This window comes from Halostella pelagica, from assembly GCF_004762015.1.
GTDB lineage: Archaea > Halobacteriota > Halobacteria > Halobacteriales > Natronoarchaeaceae > Halostella > Halostella pelagica.
This window is the reverse complement of the sequence record NZ_SJES01000003.1, coordinates 68,487-88,348: the sequence shown is the minus strand read 5'-3', so window position 1 is coordinate 88,348 and position 19,862 is coordinate 68,487. Positions and strand designations below refer to the sequence as shown.

The 19,862-nt window shown below is 64.3% G+C and carries 19 protein-coding genes; 11 read left to right on the top strand and 8 right to left on the bottom strand.

The features are described 5' to 3' along the window. Nucleotides 1-435 precede the first annotated feature (435 nt). A complete protein-coding gene (argS, locus tag EYW42_RS08580; protein ID WP_135534859.1) occupies nt 436-2,205 on the bottom strand; it encodes an arginine--tRNA ligase in 1,770 nt (589 codons plus the stop codon). A gap of 168 nt (nt 2,206-2,373) precedes the next feature. On the opposite strand from argS, the gene EYW42_RS08575 reads away from it, so the two are divergent. Then, complete coding sequence (locus EYW42_RS08575; RefSeq protein ID WP_135534858.1) at nt 2,374-2,568, top strand: cold-shock protein; 195 nt, start codon at nt 2,374-2,376, stop codon at nt 2,566-2,568. Between the two features lie 369 nt (nt 2,569-2,937). Here the strand turns inward: EYW42_RS08575 and arcD are convergent, their stop codons facing one another. Then, the gene (arcD, locus tag EYW42_RS08570; RefSeq protein ID WP_135534857.1) at nt 2,938-4,395 is read right to left on the bottom strand and encodes an arginine/ornithine antiporter ArcD; all 1,458 of its coding nucleotides are present in this window, start codon (nt 4,393-4,395) and stop codon (nt 2,938-2,940) included. Between the two features lie 161 nt (nt 4,396-4,556). Here arcD and twy1 point away from each other — a divergent pair, with 161 nt between their 5' ends. From twy1 to EYW42_RS08545, 5 genes are all read left to right on the top strand, one after another. Next, nucleotides 4,557-5,534 carry a 4-demethylwyosine synthase TYW1 gene (gene twy1 / locus EYW42_RS08565; RefSeq protein WP_135534856.1) on the top strand — a complete coding sequence of 326 codons (978 nt, stop codon included), beginning with the start codon at nt 4,557-4,559 and terminating at the stop codon, nt 5,532-5,534. A 123-nt stretch (nt 5,535-5,657) separates the two neighbouring features. Next, on the top strand, nt 5,658-6,197 hold the full coding sequence (locus EYW42_RS08560) for an iron transporter (RefSeq protein ID WP_135534855.1): 540 nt from the start codon (nt 5,658-5,660) through the stop codon (nt 6,195-6,197). Nucleotides 6,198-6,403: 206 nt separating this feature from the next. Then, a complete protein-coding gene (locus tag EYW42_RS08555; protein WP_135534854.1) occupies nt 6,404-7,108 on the top strand; it encodes a DUF120 domain-containing protein in 705 nt (234 codons plus the stop codon). Then, complete coding sequence (gene ribB / locus EYW42_RS08550) at nt 7,105-7,773, top strand: 3,4-dihydroxy-2-butanone-4-phosphate synthase (protein WP_135534853.1); 669 nt, start codon at nt 7,105-7,107, stop codon at nt 7,771-7,773. The genes EYW42_RS08555 and ribB overlap by 4 nt, the downstream gene beginning before the upstream one ends. Nucleotides 7,774-8,155: 382 nt before the next feature. After that, nucleotides 8,156-9,085, top strand: a complete 930-nt coding sequence (locus tag EYW42_RS08545; protein WP_135534852.1) for a branched-chain amino acid transaminase — start codon at nt 8,156-8,158, stop codon at nt 9,083-9,085. A gap of 89 nt (nt 9,086-9,174) precedes the next feature. Here EYW42_RS08545 and EYW42_RS08540 read toward each other — a convergent pair whose 3' ends face one another. Together EYW42_RS08540 and EYW42_RS08535 are read right to left on the bottom strand one after the other, a co-directional pair. Then, entirely contained in the window at nt 9,175-9,825 is a 651-nt protein-coding gene (locus EYW42_RS08540) for a DUF502 domain-containing protein (protein ID WP_135534851.1), read from the bottom strand. A gap of 117 nt (nt 9,826-9,942) precedes the next feature. Then, a complete protein-coding gene (locus tag EYW42_RS08535; RefSeq protein WP_135534850.1) occupies nt 9,943-10,779 on the bottom strand; it encodes a proline dehydrogenase family protein in 837 nt (278 codons plus the stop codon). A gap of 202 nt (nt 10,780-10,981) precedes the next feature. Between EYW42_RS08535 and EYW42_RS08530 the strand changes: the two genes are divergently transcribed. After that, the gene (locus EYW42_RS08530; protein WP_135534849.1) at nt 10,982-11,527 is read left to right on the top strand and encodes a CDP-2,3-bis-(O-geranylgeranyl)-sn-glycerol synthase; all 546 of its coding nucleotides are present in this window, start codon (nt 10,982-10,984) and stop codon (nt 11,525-11,527) included. A 153-nt stretch (nt 11,528-11,680) separates the two neighbouring features. Then, nucleotides 11,681-12,205: an orotate phosphoribosyltransferase gene (gene pyrE / locus EYW42_RS08525; RefSeq protein WP_135534848.1), complete on the top strand. Its 525-nt coding sequence runs from the start codon at nt 11,681-11,683 to the stop codon at nt 12,203-12,205. On the opposite strand, the gene EYW42_RS08520 is transcribed toward pyrE, so the two are convergent. The 3 genes from EYW42_RS08520 to EYW42_RS08510 form a co-directional block, all read right to left on the bottom strand. Then, complete coding sequence (locus EYW42_RS08520) at nt 12,202-12,390, bottom strand: hypothetical protein (RefSeq protein WP_135534847.1); 189 nt, start codon at nt 12,388-12,390, stop codon at nt 12,202-12,204. The genes pyrE and EYW42_RS08520 overlap by 4 nt on opposite strands. Nucleotides 12,391-12,539: 149 nt before the next feature. After that, on the bottom strand, nt 12,540-12,728 hold the full coding sequence (locus EYW42_RS08515; RefSeq protein ID WP_135534846.1) for a hypothetical protein: 189 nt from the start codon (nt 12,726-12,728) through the stop codon (nt 12,540-12,542). 64 nt (nt 12,729-12,792) lie between these two features. Beyond that, nucleotides 12,793-13,188 carry a plastocyanin/azurin family copper-binding protein gene (locus EYW42_RS08510; RefSeq protein ID WP_202613849.1) on the bottom strand — a complete coding sequence of 132 codons (396 nt, stop codon included), beginning with the start codon at nt 13,186-13,188 and terminating at the stop codon, nt 12,793-12,795. A gap of 199 nt (nt 13,189-13,387) precedes the next feature. Between EYW42_RS08510 and thrS the strand changes: the two genes are divergently transcribed. Together thrS and EYW42_RS08500 are read left to right on the top strand one after the other, a co-directional pair. Beyond that, complete coding sequence (gene thrS / locus EYW42_RS08505) at nt 13,388-15,337, top strand: threonine--tRNA ligase (protein WP_135534844.1); 1,950 nt, start codon at nt 13,388-13,390, stop codon at nt 15,335-15,337. Nucleotides 15,338-15,537: 200 nt separating this feature from the next. Beyond that, complete coding sequence (locus EYW42_RS08500; protein WP_135534843.1) at nt 15,538-16,248, top strand: phosphoribosyltransferase family protein; 711 nt, start codon at nt 15,538-15,540, stop codon at nt 16,246-16,248. Between the two features lie 29 nt (nt 16,249-16,277). On the opposite strand, the gene EYW42_RS08495 is transcribed toward EYW42_RS08500, so the two are convergent. Next, a complete protein-coding gene (locus EYW42_RS08495) occupies nt 16,278-18,284 on the bottom strand; it encodes a DEAD/DEAH box helicase (RefSeq protein ID WP_135534842.1) in 2,007 nt (668 codons plus the stop codon). 136 nt (nt 18,285-18,420) lie between these two features. Between EYW42_RS08495 and EYW42_RS08490 the strand changes: the two genes are divergently transcribed. After that, nucleotides 18,421-19,848, top strand: coding sequence for an NCS2 family permease (locus EYW42_RS08490; RefSeq protein ID WP_135534841.1), 1,428 nt, complete (start codon nt 18,421-18,423; stop codon nt 19,846-19,848). Nucleotides 19,849-19,862 lie beyond the last annotated feature (14 nt).

Genomic DNA, 19,862 nt, shown 5'->3' with positions numbered 1-19,862 from the left:
GAGGCCGAAGCGGAGACGGACGAAACCGCCGACGCGGGGGACGACGGTGTCACTATCCCCGACGCGGAGTCAGACACCGACACCGAGACCGCGGACGGATCCGAGGGCGTTACCTTCGCGGAGGGAGACGAGGAGAGCCAGGAGAGCGACGACATCGACGAGGACGCGATCCCGTTCAGCGACCGCGAACCGCCGAAGCCGGACCCCGAGAACGGCGACGGAGACGCGAACGACGAGGACGACGAGGACGAGGACGGCGGGTTCTTCGGTCGTCTCCTCGGCTGAAACGGGAAGGTTGAACAGGGAGTTCCGACAACTTCGGGTATGGCAGATAGGGATAACTCCGTTCCGCTCGGTTGGATACTGTTGTTCGTCCTGTTAGTTATCGGTTCGGCGATCGCCGCTATCTCCTTCGTCGGCGGCAGCGTGTTCTGATCACATCGAGTCGGGCGCTTCGACTCCGAGGACGTCGAGGGCGTTCCCGACCGAATGTTTGGCCGCCGTCACTAACGCGAGACGAGCGTCCCGTAGCTCCGGATCCACGTCGTCGGAAAGCACTGGGCACTCGCGGTAGAACGCGTTGAACCGCTCGGCGAGCGTCCGGGTGTAGGTTGCGACGACGTGGGGCTTCAGGTCGTCAGCGGCCTCCTCGATGACGGCGGGGAATCGCGCGACTGCCCGGAGCAGGTCGCGTTCGTACTCCGTGTCGAGGCGGTCGGCGTCGACGTCGGAGAGGCCGTCGGCTTCGTCGTCCCGCGCCGCCTCGCTCAGGATCCCGCAACACCGTGCGTGGACGTACTGCACGTATGGCGCGGACTGCGCCTCGAAGTCCAGCGCGCGGTCCCACTCGAAGGTGATCGCCTTGCTCGGTTGTTTCGAGACGATGTCGTAGCGAACCGCGCCGATGCCGACCTGTCGTGCGATCCGCTCGACGTCGTCCTCGTCCAGTTCGTCGTCGCGGATGCGGTCGTCGAGGCGCGTCTCGACTTCCTTACGCGCGCGGGCGACGGCTTCGTCGAGGAGGTCGTCCAGGTCGACGCCGGTTCCCTCTCGGGTGCTCATCTTCCCCTCGGGGAGGTTCACGTACGAGTACAGCACCTGCTCTAGCTGGTCTGTGTCGTTGCCAAGGAGGTCGAGCGTCGTCCGGAGCTGTTCGGCCTGGAGGTTGTGGTCCTCGCCGAGGACGGTCACCGCGCGGTCGTAGTTCTCGAACTTCCATTCGTGGTGGGCGAGGTCGCGGGTAGGGTAGAGGCTGGTGCCGTCCGAGCGGAGGAACACGAGGTTCTTGTCGATGCCGTGTACCTCCAGGTCGAGTTGCCAGGCGTCCTCCTCGTAGACGGCTTCGTCCAGGTCCTGCAGACGGTCGACCACGTCGTCGGTCGAACCGTCGAACATGAACTTCGTCTCCTTGACGAACCGGTCGAACTCGGCTGGGAGGCGTCCGAGACACTCGCGCATCCCGCCGAGCACCTGGTCGACGACCTCGCTGACGCGCTCGTACGTCTCCTCGTCGCCCGCTTCGAGGCCCTGCATGATCGATTCGATCTCGGCCTCGGCCGCTTCGACCTCGTCGGTGTCGCCTTCCTCTAAGAACGTGTTGCCCTTGCGGTAGTAGCGTACGAGGTCGTACTCGATGCGGTCGCGCTCCGGGGCTTCCTCCAGGTCCGCCTCGTCGAACGTCTCGTACGCCCACGTGAACACGGCCATCTGTCGGCCCGCGTCGTTGACGTAGTAGTGCCGAGAGACGTCGTACCCGGCGTAGTCGATAACGTTGGCGACGGCGTCGCCGACGATCGGGTTTCGCGCGCGGCCGACGTGAACCGGACCGGTCGGGTTGGCGCTGGTGTGTTCGACGACGACGGAGGTGTCTTTCGGCTCCAGACGGCCGTAGCCGTCGTTCTGTGCCTCACCGAGCGTGTCCGCGAAGAAGCGGTCGCTCGGCAGGAAGTTGACGTACGCGCCCTGCGGGACGGCCTCGGCGACGTACCCGTAGTCGCTCGCGTCAATCTCGGCTGCGATGTCGGCGGCGACCTCGGGCGGCGGCGCACCGACCTCGCCGGCCAGCCGGTAGGCGACGCTCGACGCCAGCACGGCCTCGACGTCTTCCGGCGGCTCCTCGATACCGAGGTCGTCAGTCGGGAGGTCGAGCGCGGTCAGGGCGTCCTCGACCGCGGCTTCGACTTCCTCTCGAACGGCTATGAACATACGCCCCTGTTTTCGGCCGGCGAGTAAAGGGGTAACGGGTTGGTGTGGCGTCTCTGGGGTCGGCGAGCGTGCGCGAAGAGGAACGGACGAGTACTCCTGCCAGGCCCGACCTGTGGTAACGCGACTCTCGGAAGGGTTATCCGTGGAGGGCCTCTCTCTTTAGAAGCAATGGCAAACGGAACGGTTGACTTCTTCAACGACACAGGCGGTTACGGCTTTATCGAAACTGAGGACGAGGACGAGGACGTGTTCTTCCACATGGAAGACGTCGGCGGCCCCGATCTCGAGGAAGGTACTGACGTAGAGTTCGATATAGAACAGGCAGACAAGGGACCGCGCGCGACGAACGTCGTTCGGCAGTAATTCGTCTCTTCAGCGCGTAGACTACTGTATTTTCTGAGCAGCAACGTACCGGAGAGCGACCGCGTTCGACCGCTCGGCGGCAGTGAACGAAACAGAATACAGACGGGGAGAGGTCTCACCTCGTCGCTGTCAGTCGCTCCGTCGCCAGCCGAGACGACGGGCGGGACTAGATACACGGACGTGGTGCGGGCGACGATACCGACATAGAAGACGAGGAATCCGAACGCGTCCCGTTCGGGTCGAAATCCGAGAGCAAGTCAGCAGGAGGGCAAAGACCTGTCTCCAGGGCCTCATAGGGACTGTCGTACTTCGGGTCGCACTTTGTCGACCTCGCGCGGGCGAATACCTGGGAACCGTGACAACAATCTCTCAGTCGTCGGCGACGGCGGGCGCGTCGGACCGGGGCGCTTCCGGATCGTCAGTAACGAAGCCGCGCCCGGTCAGGGCGGTGGCGAAAAGCACCAGCGGCGAGAGGTAGGCGAAGAAGTAGTACGGAGCGTACGAGAGCGTACTCACGCCGAAGACGCTGGCCATGAACACGCCGCCGGCGTGCCACGGGATGAGTGCGCCGGTGGGTGTCCCCGCGGACTCGATCGCCCGGGAGAGGTCGGCACTGTCGAGGCCGTACTCGTCGTAGAGGTTCCGGAGCGTCATGCCAGGCACGACGATGCTCATGTACTGCTGGGCCGAAAACACGTTCACCGCGATGGCGGCGGCTCCCGTCCCGGCTACGAGACCGGTCGTGTCCCGGATAGCGCTGGCGAGATACTGAGCGAGCACCGCCAGCACGCCGGTCCGTTCGAGCAGTCCGCCGAGCGAGAGCGCGGCGACCACTACTGAGACGGTCCACGCCGACCCGGAGAGTCCGCCGCTCGCAAGCAACTCGTTCACGAGGCTCACGCCGGTCTCGGGTTCCGTCCCCGAGAGAAAGACCGCCCAGGCGTCGGTGAACGACCTGCCCTGTACGAGGGTCGTAACGGAGGTCCCGGCGAAGACGCCCGCGACGAGTGTCGGAAGCGCCGGGTAGCCGTACAGCGCCAGGCCGAACGTGACGACCAGGGGCAGAAACACCAGCACCGAGAGGTCGTAGGTGCCGGCCAGCGCGCCCTGTATCTCCGTGACTCGACCGGCGGGGATAGCGCCACCCGCGCGGAGGCCGAGGACGGCATAGAGCAGGACCGACAGGCCGAACGCAACGGCCGTGCCGTTCCGCATCCCGCGGATGTGGTCGTAGAGGTCGGTGTTAGTCACCGCCGCCGCGAGGTTCGTCGTGTCCGACAGCGGCGACTGCTTGTCGCCGGCGTACGCGCCGGTGAGGATCGCGCCGGCGGTCATCGGTTCCGGGATGCCGAGGCCGGAGCCGATCCCGATGAATGCGACGCCGAGCGTCCCCGCCGTGGTCCACGACGACCCGATGGAGAACGCGACCACGGCCGCAAGCACCGCAGTCACAGGGAGAAACACGTCCGGCGTCAGCACCGCGAGGCCGTAGTACATCAGCCCGGGGATGGTCCCCGCACTGACCCACGTGGCGATGAGCGCGTAGATGACGAACAGGATAAGGATCGCCTGGAGCCCCATTAGGAGGCTGTCGGCGATTCCCTCATAGAGGTCGTCCCAGGTGAACCCGAGCCAGTACTTACCGACGGCCCCGGTCAGAACGATACTCCACAGCAACGGCCCGTGGGGAGCGAGCTTCAGATAGCCGGAGCCCACGCCGAGGAACAGGACAACGCCGAGTACAGGCACGAGCGCCTGCCGGAGACTCGGACGGCGTTCCGGTGTGATGTCCTCGTACGTGAGCGGATCGTGGTTCAGCGAAGGCACGTGTGTCTCCTGCTAATAACTGGAGTGAATTAAAGAACAGGATTTTATTCCCATAGAGCATGATATCTGGTGTCGTGTCTCATTTTTCGAGCGGGGAGAACGTTCCGGGGCGTCCCGCGGGAGGAAAGGATGTTTCAGGTCCGACCGCATTCGTTTCTCCAATGAGCGATTCGGACGGGCCCAAACAGGTCGGGAATCCCGACTACCACAGCGAGAACCACACCGCGGCACAGACCTGCGGGTGGACGGCGAACGCCCTGCGCGGCGAGGGGAAATGCTACAAGTACGCGTTCTACGGCATCGAGTCCCACCGCTGTATCCAGATGACGCCGGTCGTCAAATGCAACGAACGCTGCGTGTTCTGCTGGCGGGACCACGCGGGGCACGCGTACGAACTCGGCGACGTCGAGTGGGACGACCCCGCCGCCGTCGCGGACGCAAGCGTCGAACTCCAGAAGAAACTGCTCTCCGGGTTCGGCGGCAACGACGAGGTGCCCCGCGAGGTGTTCGAGCAGGCGATGGAGCCACGTCACGTCGCTATCAGCCTGGACGGCGAACCATCGCTGTACCCGTACCTCCCGGAACTCATCGAGGAGTTCCACGACCGCGACATCACTACGTTCCTCGTGAGCAACGGGACGAAACCCGAGATGCTGGACCGGTGTGACCCGACTCAGCTGTACGTCAGCGTCGACGCCGCGGAGCGACACACGTTCGACGACGTGGTCAAGCCCGTCGATGACGACGCCTGGGAGCGTCTCGTCGACACGATGGACGTCCTCGCCGAGAAAGAGGACACCCGAACCGTCCTCCGGACGACGCTCGTCAACGGTCAGAACATGAAGGACCCGGACTGGTACGCCGGGTTCTATCGGCGCGCTGACCCCGACTTCGTCGAACTGAAAGCGTACATGCACGTCGGCCACTCGCAGGGCCGTCTCGACCGCGATTCGATGCCGGACCACGAGGACGTGATGGCGTTCGCCGAGGACGTCGCGGCCCACATGCCGGACCACGACGAGATCCGCGGCGTCCCGCAGTCGCGCGTCGCGCTGTTGGCTCGCGACGAGGACACCTGGGTCCCCAAACTCCAGAAGGGGAGCGATTTCTGGGAGCGCGACCCCGTCGTCGGCGACTGAGAGGGACTGCTGTACGTCAGTTCGGTATTTCGGCGGCCAGGTCGGCAAACACCGGGAAACAGTGACAGCAGTCTATGACGCGTACCGTTTTACCGCCTGGCGTGGTACGGCGACCGGAGTTCAATGAGCGAGAAAACCACGAGCGACGAGGTCGACGAACGGCAACTCGAATTAGCGAAAGCGGAGGGCGAGGCGTACACCCGGGCGCTAGATTACATGATAGACGAGGTCGCAGAAACCGGCGGTCTGCGGACCGTTGACGACTACGTCGTCGGGTTCGCCCAGGAGGAGGCCGAGGGGATGTACGTCCCCGGTGACGACGGCGACCTGGAGTGGACGGAACCGGAGGAAGAGAACTGTCACCTCGAGGTCGCCGTCACGGACGCCGCAGACGGCCGGTTCGTCCCGGAACTGACCGTCCGGGCGACGCTCGACCCGGACGACGGCGAGACGGTCGGACCGTTCGAAGTCCCGTTCGTCTGGCATCCCGGCCTCCATCACTACGGGAAAAACGTCGAGGTGCCCGGTGACGGCGAGTACGACATCACCGTCGAGGTCGACCCGCCGGCGTACATGCGCCATGACCAAGAAAACGGCGATAGATACGCCGAACCGGTCGAAGTGACGTTCGAGAACGTCGAAATCGAAACCGGTCAGGAGTAAACCGCTGCTAGCGGGGTCACCGGACTGGATCGGTGCGTTTAGGGAGTTCCCCCGCTGGTGACTAGACGACTTCGACTCAGTTGCGGCAGAGACTATTCGGTTCCCGTCGCGAACTGGTCAACTCCGGTCCCGTTGTACACTGTTCCAAATTTGGGATGCGTTCCACTTCCGATATGCTTATCACCGACGGCTAAGTATGTTCTCGTATGTCAGATGCAGCGTCGGCGGCGGTCGGACACGACGAACTCGCAGTGCTGAAGCTTCTCGCACTGGACGGCGGACTCGCCGGCGAGGTCAAGACGTCCTGTTCGGGGCTCGCGGACCGCCTCGACGCGTCGAACCAGACCGCGTCCCGGCGTCTCCAGCGACTCGAAGACGAGAACTACGTCGAACGCGACACGGTTTCTGACGGGCAGTGGGTCGCTATCACCGACGCCGGACAGCGCGCGCTCCGCGGCGAGTACGAGGAGTACCGACGCATCTTCGAGGCCGACGCGGGGGTCGAACTCGCCGGAACAGTCACGGGCGGGATGGGCGAAGGCCGTCACTACATCTCGCTGCCGGGGTACATGGAGCAGTTCGTCGACCGCCTCGGCTATGAACCGTTCGCCGGGACGCTCAACGTGGACCTGACCGAGGCGAGCGTGCGGCGTCGGTCCGCGATGGCGTCGCTCGACCCCATTCCGATCGAAGGGTGGGAAGACGAAGAACGCACGTACGGGCCGGCGATCTGTTACCCCGCCGCCATCGAGACCACCGACGGAACGCGGTACGAGGAGTGTCACATCATCACCCCGGAGCGAACCCATCACGACGAGGACCAGATCGAACTGATCGCGCCGATCAAGTTGCGCGACGAACTCGGACTGGACGACGACGACCACCTGACGATCAGCGTGACCGAACCATGAGTCGCCGCCAGAGTGCAGTCGACAACGCCGTGGAAGCGTTTCGAACCGGCGACCCCGTTCTGATCCACGACGCCGCCGACCGCGAGGGGGAGACGGACATCGTTTACCCGGCCGACGCCGTCACGTCCGAGGCGGTGGCTCGCATGCGAAACGACGCCGGTGGTCTCGTCTGCGTCGCGCTGTCCGACGACATCGCGCGAGCGTTCGACCTCCCCTTTTTCGCATCCGCAGTCGATCATCCCGTCGCGGCCGACCACGAACTCGGCTACGACGATCGGTCGTCGTTCTCGCTGACCGTGAACCACCGCGACACCTACACGGGCATCACGGACAACGACCGCGCGCTGACTATCACCGAACTCGCGGCGGCGGCCGCCGACCCCGAACGCGTCGATTTCGCCGAGACGTTCCGCTCGCCCGGCCACGTTCACCTGCTGCGGGCCGCTCCCGACCTCCTGGCCGACCGCCGCGGCCACACCGAATACGCGGTCGCGCTGGCGCTCGCCGCTGACCGCACGCCGGCGGCGGTCGTCTGCGAGATGTTAGACGACGAAACCGGCGACGCGCTCAGCCCCGAGGACGCCCGCGGCTACGGCCGACGGACCGAAACGCCGTTCGTCGAGGGGGAGCGACTGGCCGAGCAACTGCACAGGTCCTCCGTCTGATTCGCCGTTTATCGTTCTCTCTCGACGGTACGCACTCGTCGTCGTTCTCGGACTTCTGGTGTCCTCAGCCGCGGATATTGATCCCCGTTCGGTTGGGACACACCTTGACGGGTGCAGGGGCTCCCCGCGACGCTGCGCACGATACTCACTTTGTACTCCGAGATGCCCTGCTCACCCCGCTTTTCAGACCGCTCTCTATCCCCTATCCGAGCGGAGAACACTGTACACGTAACCTACAGCGGACTCGGAACCGCGGACCGTCAACACTCTTTAGGGATGGCTTCCTTGACTCCGGTATGTACTCGGCACACAGGGACGTGAGCGCCACCCGTGGACAGCAATTTCGAACTGGAAACACGGCACCGAAGAGAGGTGACCGTCGATGAGCGACGCGTTCGGCGACGTCGACACGATCTGGATGGACGGCGAGTTCGTCGACTGGGACGACGCCCAGATTCACGTCCTGACGCACGGGCTTCACTACGGTACGGGCATCTTCGAAGGCGTCCGGTGTTACGATACGGAGAACGGCCCCGCCATCTTCCGCTGGGAAGAACATCTGGACCGCTTCTACGAGTCCGCGAAACCGTACGACATGGAGATCGGTTTCTCTCGCGAGGAGTTAACCGAGGCGACCGAAACGCTGATCCGGGAGCAGAATCTTGACTCCTGTTATATCCGGCCTATCGCGTTCTACGGGTACGACAGCCTCGGCGTTAGCCCGGGCGACTGTCCGACCGAGGTCGCCATCGCGTGCTGGCCGTGGGGGACGTATCTCGGCGAGGACGCCCTGGAAAACGGCGTCGAGGTGATGGTCTCTTCGTGGCGGAAACACGCCTCCAGCCAGATCCCGACCAATGCCAAGACCACCGGACTGTACGTAAACAGCATGCTGGCCGGCGAGGAGGCCCGCCGCAACGGCTTCGTCGAAGCTATCGTTCTGAACAAGGAGGGCGATGTCGCCGAAGGCCCGGGCGAGAACCTGTTTTTGGTTCGCGACGACGAACTGTACACGCCCGGACTCTCGGAGAGCATCCTCGACGGCATCACGCGCCAGACTGTCATCGACATCGCGGAGGATCTGGGCTACACCGTCCACGACGACGCGACGATCTCGCGCGGCGAACTCAACACCGCCGACGAACTATTCTTCACCGGGACCGCGGCGGAGGTCACGCCGATCCGGAAGGTCGACAACGTCGAGATCGGATCCGGAACCCGCGGCCCCGTCACCGAAGAGATCCAACAGGAGTTCTTCGACATCGTCGAGCGCCGCACCGACAAGTACGACGAGTGGTTCGACTACGTCTAACGGCTGTTGCATCGCCGGGTGCCTGCTAACGCCGACCTTCTTTCGCCTCGGGTGTGCCTTCGGTGCGCCCGAGGCGGGACAGGTCGTTTCTAGTCGTCGTCGTCCACCGACCGCTCGATGACGTCTATCGGGATGCCGCGGCTGTTGTTCTGGTCGGAATCCCCGAACCCGGCGCTCAGGATCCGTGTGAGCGCCTCCTCGACGCGCTCGTCGGTCTCCGTGAGGTTCTCCGGCTCTATCTCGATGACGTATCCGGTCGTGATGTTCGGTGACGTGGGCAGGAAGATGATCTCGCGACCGTCGTCGGTCACGCGGCCGGTTTTGAACGCCGTCATCCGGATTCCCGGCACCGGTTCGAGTTTCACCGGCGTCTGGAGCGCCTCGGTACCGCCGAGTGCAGTCTCGGCGGCCATCTTCGACGCGTTGTACACCACCCGGAGGCCGGGGACGCGGTTCGCCATGTCGTCGACCGCCGCTTCGAAGAAGCCGCCGATGGCCGTCCGCATCAGATAGCCGATAGCGAACACGAGGACGACGAACACGAGGAGGGTGACGAACACCCTGATCAGTTCGGCGTATGCGGTACTGATGCCGTAGTCCGCCAGCATCTGCTCTTTGATGATCGCTTCGGGCGTGACGGAGGCCACGAGACCGTAGACCCACCGTATGACGTACGCCGAGATGAGAACGGGGACGAGGACGATGAGTCCACTTGCGAAGTCACGCTTCCAGGAGGTCATATCTCTCGGATTCTCACGGGGGACTATCAGGCCTTTCGTTTCCTGCTAGCCGTGCCGTCGCGTAACGAAGCGGTGCCGTAGCACGGTTATCGTGCTAAATAGTTACAATAGTAGATTTCACCCGCTGACGACCGCTCGAAGCGCGAACAGGAGGTTCTCCTTGCGTTCCATCACCCGACGGTAGAAGTAGGACATCCACTTGTCGCCGTACGGAACGTACTGCCAGACCTCGTACTCCTCGGCGAGGTCGTCCTGAGCGTCCTCGCGGACGCCCATTAGCATCTGTACTTCGAACTCCGTGCCGTGTTCCGCGTGCAGGTCGCGCGCGTAGTCTATCATTTCCGGGTCGTGGCTCCCGACGGCGATACCGCCGTCGTAGTGTTCGAACGCGTACTCCAACAGGTCTTGGTACGCTTCGTTCACCCGGGATTTCTCAGTGTAGGCGACCGTTTCCGGTTCGTCGTACGCACCTTTGACGAGACGGACCTTCCCGGGAACGTCCGCAAGACGTTTGACGTCGTCCAGCGTTCGTTTGAGATTCGCCTGGAGGCACACTCCGACGCCTCCGTCGTACTCGCGCGCGAAGTCCTCGAAGGCGTCGAGCGTCGTGTCCGTCGTCGTGTGGTCTTCCATGTCGACCCAGACGAACACCCCTCGGTCGTCTGCGCGTTCGACGATAGCTTCGAGGTTCTCCCTGAACGTCGTTTCGCCGATGTCCAGACCGATCTGCGACGGCTTGACCGAGATACAGATATCGCCGTCGATGCGGGCGATGTCGTCTATCAGATCGAGATACGCGTCCCGGTCGCTTGCCGCCGCTTCCGGTTCGTCGTAATGTTCGCCGAGCAGGTTCAGGATGGCTCCGACATCTCTGTCGTTCAGGCGACGGGAGTGGTCGAGAGCCGCCGCGGGCGTCTCGCCCGCGACAAACTTGCTCGCTATCGGCGGGATCATGGTCGAGGGTAAGTCACCGACCCTTTTAATTTATTACAAATGCTCCATCCGACCCAACGTCAATCGCAGACGGTGACGCCGAGTCCGGTGGCTGTGTCGTTTCTCATCCTGTCACCCGACGAGCCTCCACATCGAATCCGCTGTCGGTTCACTTCTACGGAAACCACGGTGCATTAAGACCCGCGGAATCCTGTCGGCGCGTATGGACATATTCGAGAGTGTTATCGTGGCGTTCTGGGTCATGCTCCCGGCGTACGTCCCGAACAACGTCGCGGTGCTCGCCGGCGGCGGGAAACCGATAGACGGCGGGCGTACGTGGGACGGTCGCCGGATCCTCGGCGACGGGAAAACCTGGCGCGGTACCCTCTTCGGGACGCTTGTCGGTGCCGTCCTGGCGCTCGTCCTCTCGGCATCCGCCGGCGAAGTCGGAACGACGCTTGACGTTTCCCTCCCCACGTTCCCGCCGGCAGCGGTCGTCGCGTTGCCGCTCGGGGCCATGCTCGGCGACATCGGTGCCTCGTTCCTCAAGCGCCGCACCGGCCGCCAGCGCGGGGCCGCATTCCCCGGTCTCGACCAGCTTGATTTCGCCGTCGGCGCGCTCCTGTTGACGTTTCTCGGCGCGTTCGACTGGGCGATGGACACCTTCACGCTTCCCGTGTTGGCCGTCGTTCTGGTTCTCACGCCGATACTGCACGTGACGACGAACGTCGCTGCATACTGGTTGGGGCTGAAAAACGAGCCGTGGTAAACGACTTTCTGCCAAAAAATGCCGCCCGTTCGGCTGTTCCGAGGAGACTTCGTCGCCTCGCGTCGCTCGCGAACGATAGCACGGCCATTTGTCCGCTGATCGTTCTCGCTCCGTTCCACGGCGCTTAAGCCCCGTCGCCGCGCTTGCTCGCGTATGGCCAACGCGGAACTCATCGAGGCGCTGCGGGACGCGGACGCCGTGAAGTTCGGCGAGTTCGAACTCTCTCACGGCGGGACGAGCGACTACTACGTCGACAAGTACCTCTTCGAGACGGACCCGCGCTGTCTCGAACTGATCGCGGAGGCGTTCGCCGAGCGGGTCGACGCCGCGAAGCTAGGCGGCGTGGCGCTTGGCGGCGTCCCGCTGGTCGCCGTGACGGCGGTCAAATCCGGCACCCCCTACGTCATCGCGCGGAAGCAACAGAAGGAGTACGGCACGGCCAACCTCGTCGAGGGCGACCTGACGGAGGGCGAGGAAGTCGTCGTGATAGAGGACATCGCCACGACGGGGCAAAGCGCCGTCGACGCGGTCGAGGCGCTCCGCGACGCGGGCGCGACGGTGAACCGCGCCCTGGTCGTCGTCGACCGTCAGGAGGGCGGCCGGGAGAACCTCACTGACGCCGGCGTCGAACTGGAGTCGCTCGTCACCGCCGAGGAACTGCTGGCAGAACAGGATTAATCGACCCGCAACAGGACGGCCACCACCACGGCGACAGCGGCGATGGCGACGCCGAGTACGGTCAGCACGCGGGCCCCGGTAGGGCCGAACTCCAGACCGAAGACGGCCAGTCCGACGAGTCCGACGACGACGGCGGCGGCGCCGACGACCTGGAGCGTCTGTTCTTCCGTGTGTCGACTCGACATACGCTCCGCATGCACTGTAGCGGGAAAAGATCACGACTCGGTTCCGCCGATAAGGCGATCTTTCGACCGAGTTCACTCACGGAAATAGGGTGTAAGTTCGCTGTACTTCCGCTATGGTGCATGTCGGCGGCGCGGTTGGCTGACAGTGGTCACCGGACCCGGGCATACACGGTCCACGCCACGGCTATCGCGGCGAACGCGACCCCGATGACTGTCGGCGTGAGGGAACTCGTCTCTCCCCAGCGCCAGCCGAAGACGGTGAATCCGACAACGCCGATGAGAGCGGCGATCACGCCGACCGTCTGCAGTGGTCTGCTGTTCGAGGGACTCCCTGGCATAGATGTAGTTTCGCCCGGCATCTGTAAAAATCATCTGGCGAACCACTGAACGAGAAAACGCCCGCTACTCTTCTTGTTCCTCCTCTCCCTCCTCGACGTGGATAGTTCCGGTCATTCCCGTTGATTGGTGCGGCTTGCAGTAGTAGTCGTACTGCCCGGCGACGGTGAAGGTGTGTTCGTACGTGTGCCCGCTGCTCTCTATCTGTTCGTGTCCGTCCCAGTCGGCGTCGTCGGGCTGAGAGTCGACGACGATGTTGTGGTTGGGGGAGGTCCACTCCCACGTCACCGTCGTCCCCGTCTGAACCGTCATCTCGTCGGGATTGAACTCGTTGGTCCCCGTGAGTTCAACGACGTTTCCGTCTGGCTCGCTGCTGTCTCCCGTTCCCAGCAGACCGGTACATCCTGAGAAACCGGTGACGCCGACCACCGCCGCCGAAAGGAACGCTCTTCGTCTGGGCATCGCTACGGTCGTTTCCGCTGCGGAAACTAACCGCTTTTCACTCGGGTGCATCGCAACGCTTTTTCACTCCCCCCGCTAAGGTGGAACTACGATGGCAGGTGTCTACTTTACAGGTCGGGCCTTCGCCCGCTTCTAACCCCGTACTACGACACCTGTCGATTCTCTCGCTGGCCGAACCCGCCCAGCAAGATGTGTAACTATGTCACAGGACGCAAACTCAGAACACGACGACATCGCGGTAGTACTACCAGACGGTTCAGAACTCCATGTAGAACGAGGATCGACCGTCGAGGACGTCGCCTACGAGATCGGTCCCGGACTCGGTAGCGACACCGTCGCGGGTCGGATCGACGGCGAACTCGTTGCCAAGGAACAACCCGTCACGGAGGACGGTGCCAGGATCGAGATCGTCACCGACGGGGCCGACGACTATCTCGAAGTGATGCGCCACTCCGCGGCGCACTGTCTCGCACAGGCGGTCGAACGGTTGTACGACGACGTCCAGTTGGCTATCGGCCCGCCGACGGACGAGGGATTCTACTACGACTTCGACGACTTGGATATCGACGAGAGCGACCTCGGCGAGATCGAGGCCGAGATGGAGGCTATCATCGAGGCGGATTACGACATCGAACGCGAGGAAGTCTCCGTCGACGAGGCCCGCGAGCGCCTGGCCGACCAGGAGTACAAACTCGAACTGCTGGAGGAGTTCGCCGAGAACGGCGAGACCGTCACGTTCTACAGCCAGGACGAGTGGGAGGACCTCTGTGCCGGCCCGCACGTCGAGTCCACCGGCGAGATCGGCGCGGTAAAACTCGAAGAGATCGCGGCCGCCTACTGGCGCGGCGACGAGGCGAACCCGATGCAGACCCGCGTCTACGGGACGGCCTTCGAGGACGAGAGCGACCTGGAGGAGTATCTCGAACGCAAGCGCGAGGCCGAGAAGCGCGACCACCGGAAGATCGGCAACGAGATGAACTTGTTCTCGATTCAGGACGTCACCGGCCCGGGCCTGCCGCTGTACCACCCGCCGGGCAAGACCATACTTCGGGAACTGGAGTCGTTCGTCGAGGACCTCAACCTCGACGCAGGCTACGAGTACGTCGAGACGCCGCACGTGTTCAAGACCGATCTCTGGCAGGAGAGCGGCCACTACGAGAACTACCAGGACGACATGTTCATCTTCGACGTCGGCGACGACGAGTACGGCCTCAAGCCGATGAACTGCCCGGGCCACGCGACCATCTTCGACGACAGTTCGTGGTCGTACCGCGACCTGCCGATCCGATACGCCGAGAACGGGAAGGTGTACAGGAAAGAACAGCGCGGCGAACTCTCCGGCCTCTCGCGCGTCTGGGCGTTCACCATTGACGACGGCCACCTGTTCGTCCGACCCGAGGGGATCAAATCCGAAGTCGAACAGATCATGGACATGATCGACGAGGTGTTGTCGACGTTCAACCTAGACTACGACGTGGCGCTCGCGACCCGACCCGAGAAAAGCGTCGGTAGCGACGAGATCTGGGAGAAAGCGGAGTCCCAACTCGAATCCGTTCTCGACGCTCGCGACGAGGAGTACGACATCGAACCGGGCGACGGCGCGTTCTACGGCCCGAAGATCGACTTCGCCTTCGAGGACGCCATCGGTCGTCGGTGGGACGGCCCGACGGTCCAGCTAGACTTCAACATGCCCGAGCGGTTCGACCTGTCCTACGTCGGCAAGGACAACGAGGAACATCAGCCGGTCATGATCCACCGCGCGCTGTACGGCAGTTACGAGCGCTTTTTCATGGTGCTCATCGAGCACTTCGAGGGGAACTTCCCGCCGTGGCTCGCCCCCGAACAGGTCCGGATCCTGCCTATCAGCGACGAGAACAAGGGCTATGCGTACCGGGTCCGAAACGAGTTCGACGAGTTCCGCGCCGAGGTGGACGACCGCGACTCCACGCTCGAACGCAAGATCCGCGCGGCCCATGACGACCGCGTCCCCTACCAGATCATTGTCGGCGACAACGAGGAGGAGGACGGCGACATATCGGTGCGGGACCGTTCGGAGAGCCAGGAACACGGCGTCGAGATAGACGAGTTCCGCGACCACCTTCGAACCGAGGTCGACCAGCGGCGGAGTGCGCCGACCTTTCTGAAGTAGAACTGCCCCGACCTGATCTCTCCCGGCCCCCGGAACCGCTTCAACGACTCTCCGCACTTTCACGTCTCCATCCCCCTAGCTCTGAGGGATTCGTTTCGTATGGCTCCACTACGGACGAGGCCTATCTATCCACGACTGTGTCGACTCAGCGTCTGTCACTCATCGACGTATTCATACTTGCGGAATAATGCATACATGCTATGAACCGCGCCGAGAAAGCCGCACTCCAGCTACGGTCCGTCCGAGTGTTGCGGATGTTGAAGGAGACGCGTACGTACGACGAACTCGCCGAGTTGACGGACCTCCCCGCGGGCGATCTCAACCGGTACGTCAACGGGCACGTTCTCCCGAGCACAGACCGCGCCCGTCAGGTCGTCGACGGCGTCGGCCGAGAGGCGCTCGGGCGGGAACTCGAAGAGCGCGTTCAGGTCGATGACGAGGGGTACGTCGACAACTCCAACGTCGTCTTCGACCAGTCGTTTCTCGACCTCATTGCGCCCGTCGCCGCCGGCGCGTTCGACTTCGAGCGACCGGACGTCGTGTTGACCGCGGCGACCGACGGCATCACGCTCGCGGCGGCGATGGCGAGTTACTTCGGCGCTCGCTCTGCCTACGCGAAGAAGTCCAAGGAGACCGCCGTCGAGGAGTTCATCGAGTCCCGCCAGCGCCTCCAGTCGGGCATCGAACTCACGTATTACCTGCCGTCGTCGGCGATAGGGAGCGGCGAAACCGTGCTGGTCGTCGACGACCTCATCCGCTCGGGCGAGACGCAGGAACTCCTGCTCGACATCGCACAGCACGCCGACGCCACGGTGGCGGGCGTGTTCGCGCTCATCGCGGTCGGCGACGAAGGAGTCGCCCGCGCCAGAGAGCGGACCGACGCCCCGGTCGGATCGCTGACGCAGTTCTGACTTTCCCGGGATGACGGCTATCCGGCGCGTCAGGGCTGTCGCCGCCCCAGTGCCTCCCGCGTCTCCCGGATCGTCTCCGTGATACCGCCCTCGTTTTCGACCTGTTCGGCGAGCGACTCCGTCGCGTTGAGAAGCCACTCCGCGCGCTCGGCCGTCCGGCGAATGTCGCCCGGACCGACGCCGTACCGCTCCGCCAGTGCCGCGGCGTCCTCGCCGTGGATCCAGTCGTCCAACAGGCGAGCGGTTTTCAGCGACTCCAGCCACGCCTGGAAGTCGCCGTCGAAATCGCTGACGGACTTCGCGAGAACGGCCTCGTTGTTCATCGCGAACTGCGTGAGACGGCCTGCCTCGCTGTTGCGGACGTATGACCCGCGCATGTCCGGCGTGTCACAGACCAGTTCGAGAACGGTCAGCGATTCGACGCGGTCGAGTTCGGTGGCACGGTCGAGCGCCGCCAACACGTCTGCGCCCGTCAGCGGGTCGACGTACACCTGCGAGACGAGTTCGCCCAGTTCCGTCGCGGAGAGGTCGCCACCGTCGGCGATCATCCCGGCCTCTTCGAGGTAGGCGATGGCATCGTCCGTGATGCCGGTGAGGTCGGCATCCGGGTCCTGATGGGCGTAGAACGTCGACCCGAACACCTCCAGTAGGTCCTCGCGGGAGTCGGCGAACCCGCTCGCGACGGTGGCGAGGACGTGCGTGCGGAGGGCGTCGTCGTTTGCGAGTTTCGACGTGACGGCTTCGGGGTCAGCGCCGATGTACCGCTCGCGGAGGTCGGCGGCGTCGTCTCCGTCGCCGACAAGTACCGCTTCGCCGTACGGGTCCAGTCCGGGCCGCCCGGCGCGGCCGAACATCTGGTGGACCTCCAGCACGGGGAGCGATTCGACGCCGTCGTCCGTGTAGCGGTGGTGGTCGCGGACGACCACCCGCCGCGCGGGGACGTTCACCCCGGCGGCGAGCGTCGGCGTCGCACAGATGACGGAGAGCACACGGTCGCGAAACGCCGCCTCGACGTTCGACCTGTGTTCCGATCGCAGGCCGGCGTGGTGGAACGCGACGCCCGTTTCGGCGTACTCGGCGAGTGCAGTCCCGGTGCCGGTGGTCGCCGTCGACCGTATCTCCTCGGCGACGGCGGCAGGGTCGCCCCGAACGCCGCCGTTGGCCGCCGTTTCTCCCTCACTCGTGGCGTCGCTGACGACGCCCTCGTCAGCTAGATCTCGTGCGAGGTCGTGGGCCGCCCCGCGGGAGTTGACGAACACCAGGCACTGGCCGCCCTCGGCGACGGCGTCGCGGACGAGCGCCTCCGTCGGGGCGTCACCGTCCGCGGGCACGGCGCGGGTGTCGCCGCCCTCGAACGTGATCGCGCCGTCGGCGTACACGCCGGTCCGGAGGTCGACCGGCCGCCACTCCGCGGTAACGAGTTCGGCGTCAAGCCAGTCGGCCACCTCGTCGGCGTTGTCGACGGTGGCGCTCAGGCCGACTATCTGCAGGTCCGGCGTGAGACGCTGCAGGTTCGCGATGGTGACCTCCAGCGTCGGCCCGCGACTCCGCGAGTCGAGCAGGTGGATCTCGTCGACGACGGCGCACCCGATGTCTTCGACCCACCCCGCGCCGTTGCGGATGGCGGAGTCGACTTTCTCGCTCGTCGCGACGACGATGTCGTGGTCGCCGAGTTCCTCGTCGCTGGCGTCGAAATCGCCCGTCGCGATACCGACGCTCACGCCCGGTAACTCCTGAAACGTCTCGTACTTCTCGGTCGCGAGCGCCCGTAGCGGCACGATAAACAGCGAGGGACCCTCGCTGGTCAGCATCGCGAGTTCCGCGACGAACGTCTTGCCGCTGGCTGTCGGAATCGCGGCGACGACGGACTCGTCGGTAGCTATGCCGTCGGAACCCTCCGACGAGCTATCACTCGCTCCGCTCGCGAGGACGCCGGCCTCGACGGCGGCGACCTGTGGCGGATACAGCGACTCGATCCCTTCCTCCCGGAAGTGGTCGACGAACTCCGGGGGCAGGGGGAGGTCCCCCACGTGCATTCGTCTACGGATCCGCCGCCGTCGTATTTAAACTTGCGCGCGGTCTGACGAAGGCGCGGTGTCACGTCTCTGCGGCGTAACGGGCCGGATCACGGTAATCATTAAGTAGGATTGACTTGTTTATAGATAGTGAGATATGGCGATCAGTGACACACTAGCAGACTACTTCGACTTCGAGGGGCACGGGACGGATCTGGGGACCGAAATACTGGCGGGGGTCACGACGTTTCTCACGATGTCGTACATCATCGTCGTCAATCCCGTGATCATGGCCCAGACCACGAACGAGGCGGGAGAGATAACGTCGCCGGGCATCGCCATCGACGGATACAGCGATGTCGAGGTGATCCAGATGCTTGCCGTCGTGACGATACTCGCCTCCGCGGCGGCGATTTTGGTCATGGCGTTCTACGCGAACCGCCCGTTCGGTCAGGCTCCGGGTCTGGGGCTCAACGCGTTTTTCGCGTTTACCGTCGTCGGCGCGATGGGCATTCCCTGGCAGACGGCGCTCGCCGCCGTCGTCACCGAAGGTGTGCTGTTCATCGTCCTGACGGCGATCGGTGCCCGGGAGTACGTCATCAAACTCTTCCCGGAACCCGTGAAGTTCGCGGTCGGGACCGGTATTGGCCTCTTCCTGGCGTTGATCGGGCTGGAAGCGATGCAGGTGGTCGTCGGAGCAGACCAGGCCGGAACCATCCTCGCGCTCGGCGACCTCGCGTCCGACCCCGTCGCCGTGCTGTCCGTCGTCGGCCTGTTCTTGACGCTGGCGCTGTACGCCAACGGCATTCGTGGGTCGATCATCCTCGGCATCCTCCTGACGGCGGTCGCGGGATGGGGGCTGACGCTCGGCGGTGTCGTCGGCGAGGGCGTTCTCGCGCCGGCGCAACTCCCTGACGCCCAGTACGACATCACGCCTCTGGCGGGGGCGTTCATCGAAGGCTTCCAGAACGTGGAGGCGTTCAGCTTCGCGCTCGTCGTGTTCACGTTCTTCTTCGTCGACTTCTTCGATACGGCGGGGACGCTGGTCGGCGTCGGTCAGGCGGGCGACTTCCTCGACGAGCGCGGGAACCTCCCCGACATCGACAAGCCGCTGATGGCCGACGCTGTCGGCACCACCGTCGGCGGTATGCTCGGCACGTCCACAGTGACGACGTACATCGAATCCGCGACCGGCGTCGAGGAGGGCGGCCGGACCGGCATGACCGCGCTGGTCATCGGCGTCCTCTTCCTGCTTTCACTGGCCGTCGTGCCGCTGGCCGCGGCCATTCCACAGTACGCCTCGCACATCGCACTGGTCGTCGTCGCCATCATCATGCTCGGTAACGTCACCGACATCCAGTGGGAGGATGTCACGCACGCGGTACCCGCCGGGATGACTATCATCATCATGCCGCTGACGTTCTCCATCGCCTACGGTATCGCCGCCGGGATCATCAGCTATCCCGTGGTCAAGGCAGCGACCGGCGAGGCGAGAGACGTCTCCATCGGGCAGTGGGCGCTGGCCGGCGCGTTCGTCGTCTACTTCTTCGTCCGAACGAGCGGCATCCTCACCGGTCAGCTGTAGGCCGGCGTCCGCTT

Bases quoted from the DNA above. Each gene is read 5' to 3' on its own strand.
- EYW42_RS08545 (WP_135534852.1), top strand. From the start codon at position 8,156: ATGAGCGACGCGTTCGGCGACGTCGACACGATCTGGATGGACGGCGAG.
- EYW42_RS08540 (WP_135534851.1), bottom strand. From the start codon at position 9,825: ATGACCTCCTGGAAGCGTGACTTCGCAAGTGGACTCATCGTCCTCGTC.
- EYW42_RS08575 (WP_135534858.1), top strand. From the start codon at position 2,374: ATGGCAAACGGAACGGTTGACTTCTTCAACGACACAGGCGGTTACGGC.
- argS (WP_135534859.1), bottom strand. From the start codon at position 2,205: ATGTTCATAGCCGTTCGAGAGGAAGTCGAAGCCGCGGTCGAGGACGCC.
- EYW42_RS08515 (WP_135534846.1), bottom strand. From the start codon at position 12,728: ATGCCAGGGAGTCCCTCGAACAGCAGACCACTGCAGACGGTCGGCGTG.
- EYW42_RS08510 (WP_202613849.1), bottom strand. From the start codon at position 13,188: ATGCCCAGACGAAGAGCGTTCCTTTCGGCGGCGGTGGTCGGCGTCACC.
- twy1 (WP_135534856.1), top strand. From the start codon at position 4,557: ATGAGCGATTCGGACGGGCCCAAACAGGTCGGGAATCCCGACTACCAC.
- EYW42_RS08530 (WP_135534849.1), top strand. From the start codon at position 10,982: ATGGACATATTCGAGAGTGTTATCGTGGCGTTCTGGGTCATGCTCCCG.
- EYW42_RS08555 (WP_135534854.1), top strand. From the start codon at position 6,404: ATGTCAGATGCAGCGTCGGCGGCGGTCGGACACGACGAACTCGCAGTG.
- pyrE (WP_135534848.1), top strand. From the start codon at position 11,681: ATGGCCAACGCGGAACTCATCGAGGCGCTGCGGGACGCGGACGCCGTG.
- EYW42_RS08520 (WP_135534847.1), bottom strand. From the start codon at position 12,390: ATGTCGAGTCGACACACGGAAGAACAGACGCTCCAGGTCGTCGGCGCC.
- ribB (WP_135534853.1), top strand. From the start codon at position 7,105: ATGAGTCGCCGCCAGAGTGCAGTCGACAACGCCGTGGAAGCGTTTCGA.
- EYW42_RS08490 (WP_135534841.1), top strand. From the start codon at position 18,421: ATGGCGATCAGTGACACACTAGCAGACTACTTCGACTTCGAGGGGCAC.
- EYW42_RS08500 (WP_135534843.1), top strand. From the start codon at position 15,538: ATGAACCGCGCCGAGAAAGCCGCACTCCAGCTACGGTCCGTCCGAGTG.
- EYW42_RS08535 (WP_135534850.1), bottom strand. From the start codon at position 10,779: ATGATCCCGCCGATAGCGAGCAAGTTTGTCGCGGGCGAGACGCCCGCG.
- thrS (WP_135534844.1), top strand. From the start codon at position 13,388: ATGTCACAGGACGCAAACTCAGAACACGACGACATCGCGGTAGTACTA.
- EYW42_RS08495 (WP_135534842.1), bottom strand. From the start codon at position 18,284: ATGCACGTGGGGGACCTCCCCCTGCCCCCGGAGTTCGTCGACCACTTC.
- EYW42_RS08560 (WP_135534855.1), top strand. From the start codon at position 5,658: ATGAGCGAGAAAACCACGAGCGACGAGGTCGACGAACGGCAACTCGAA.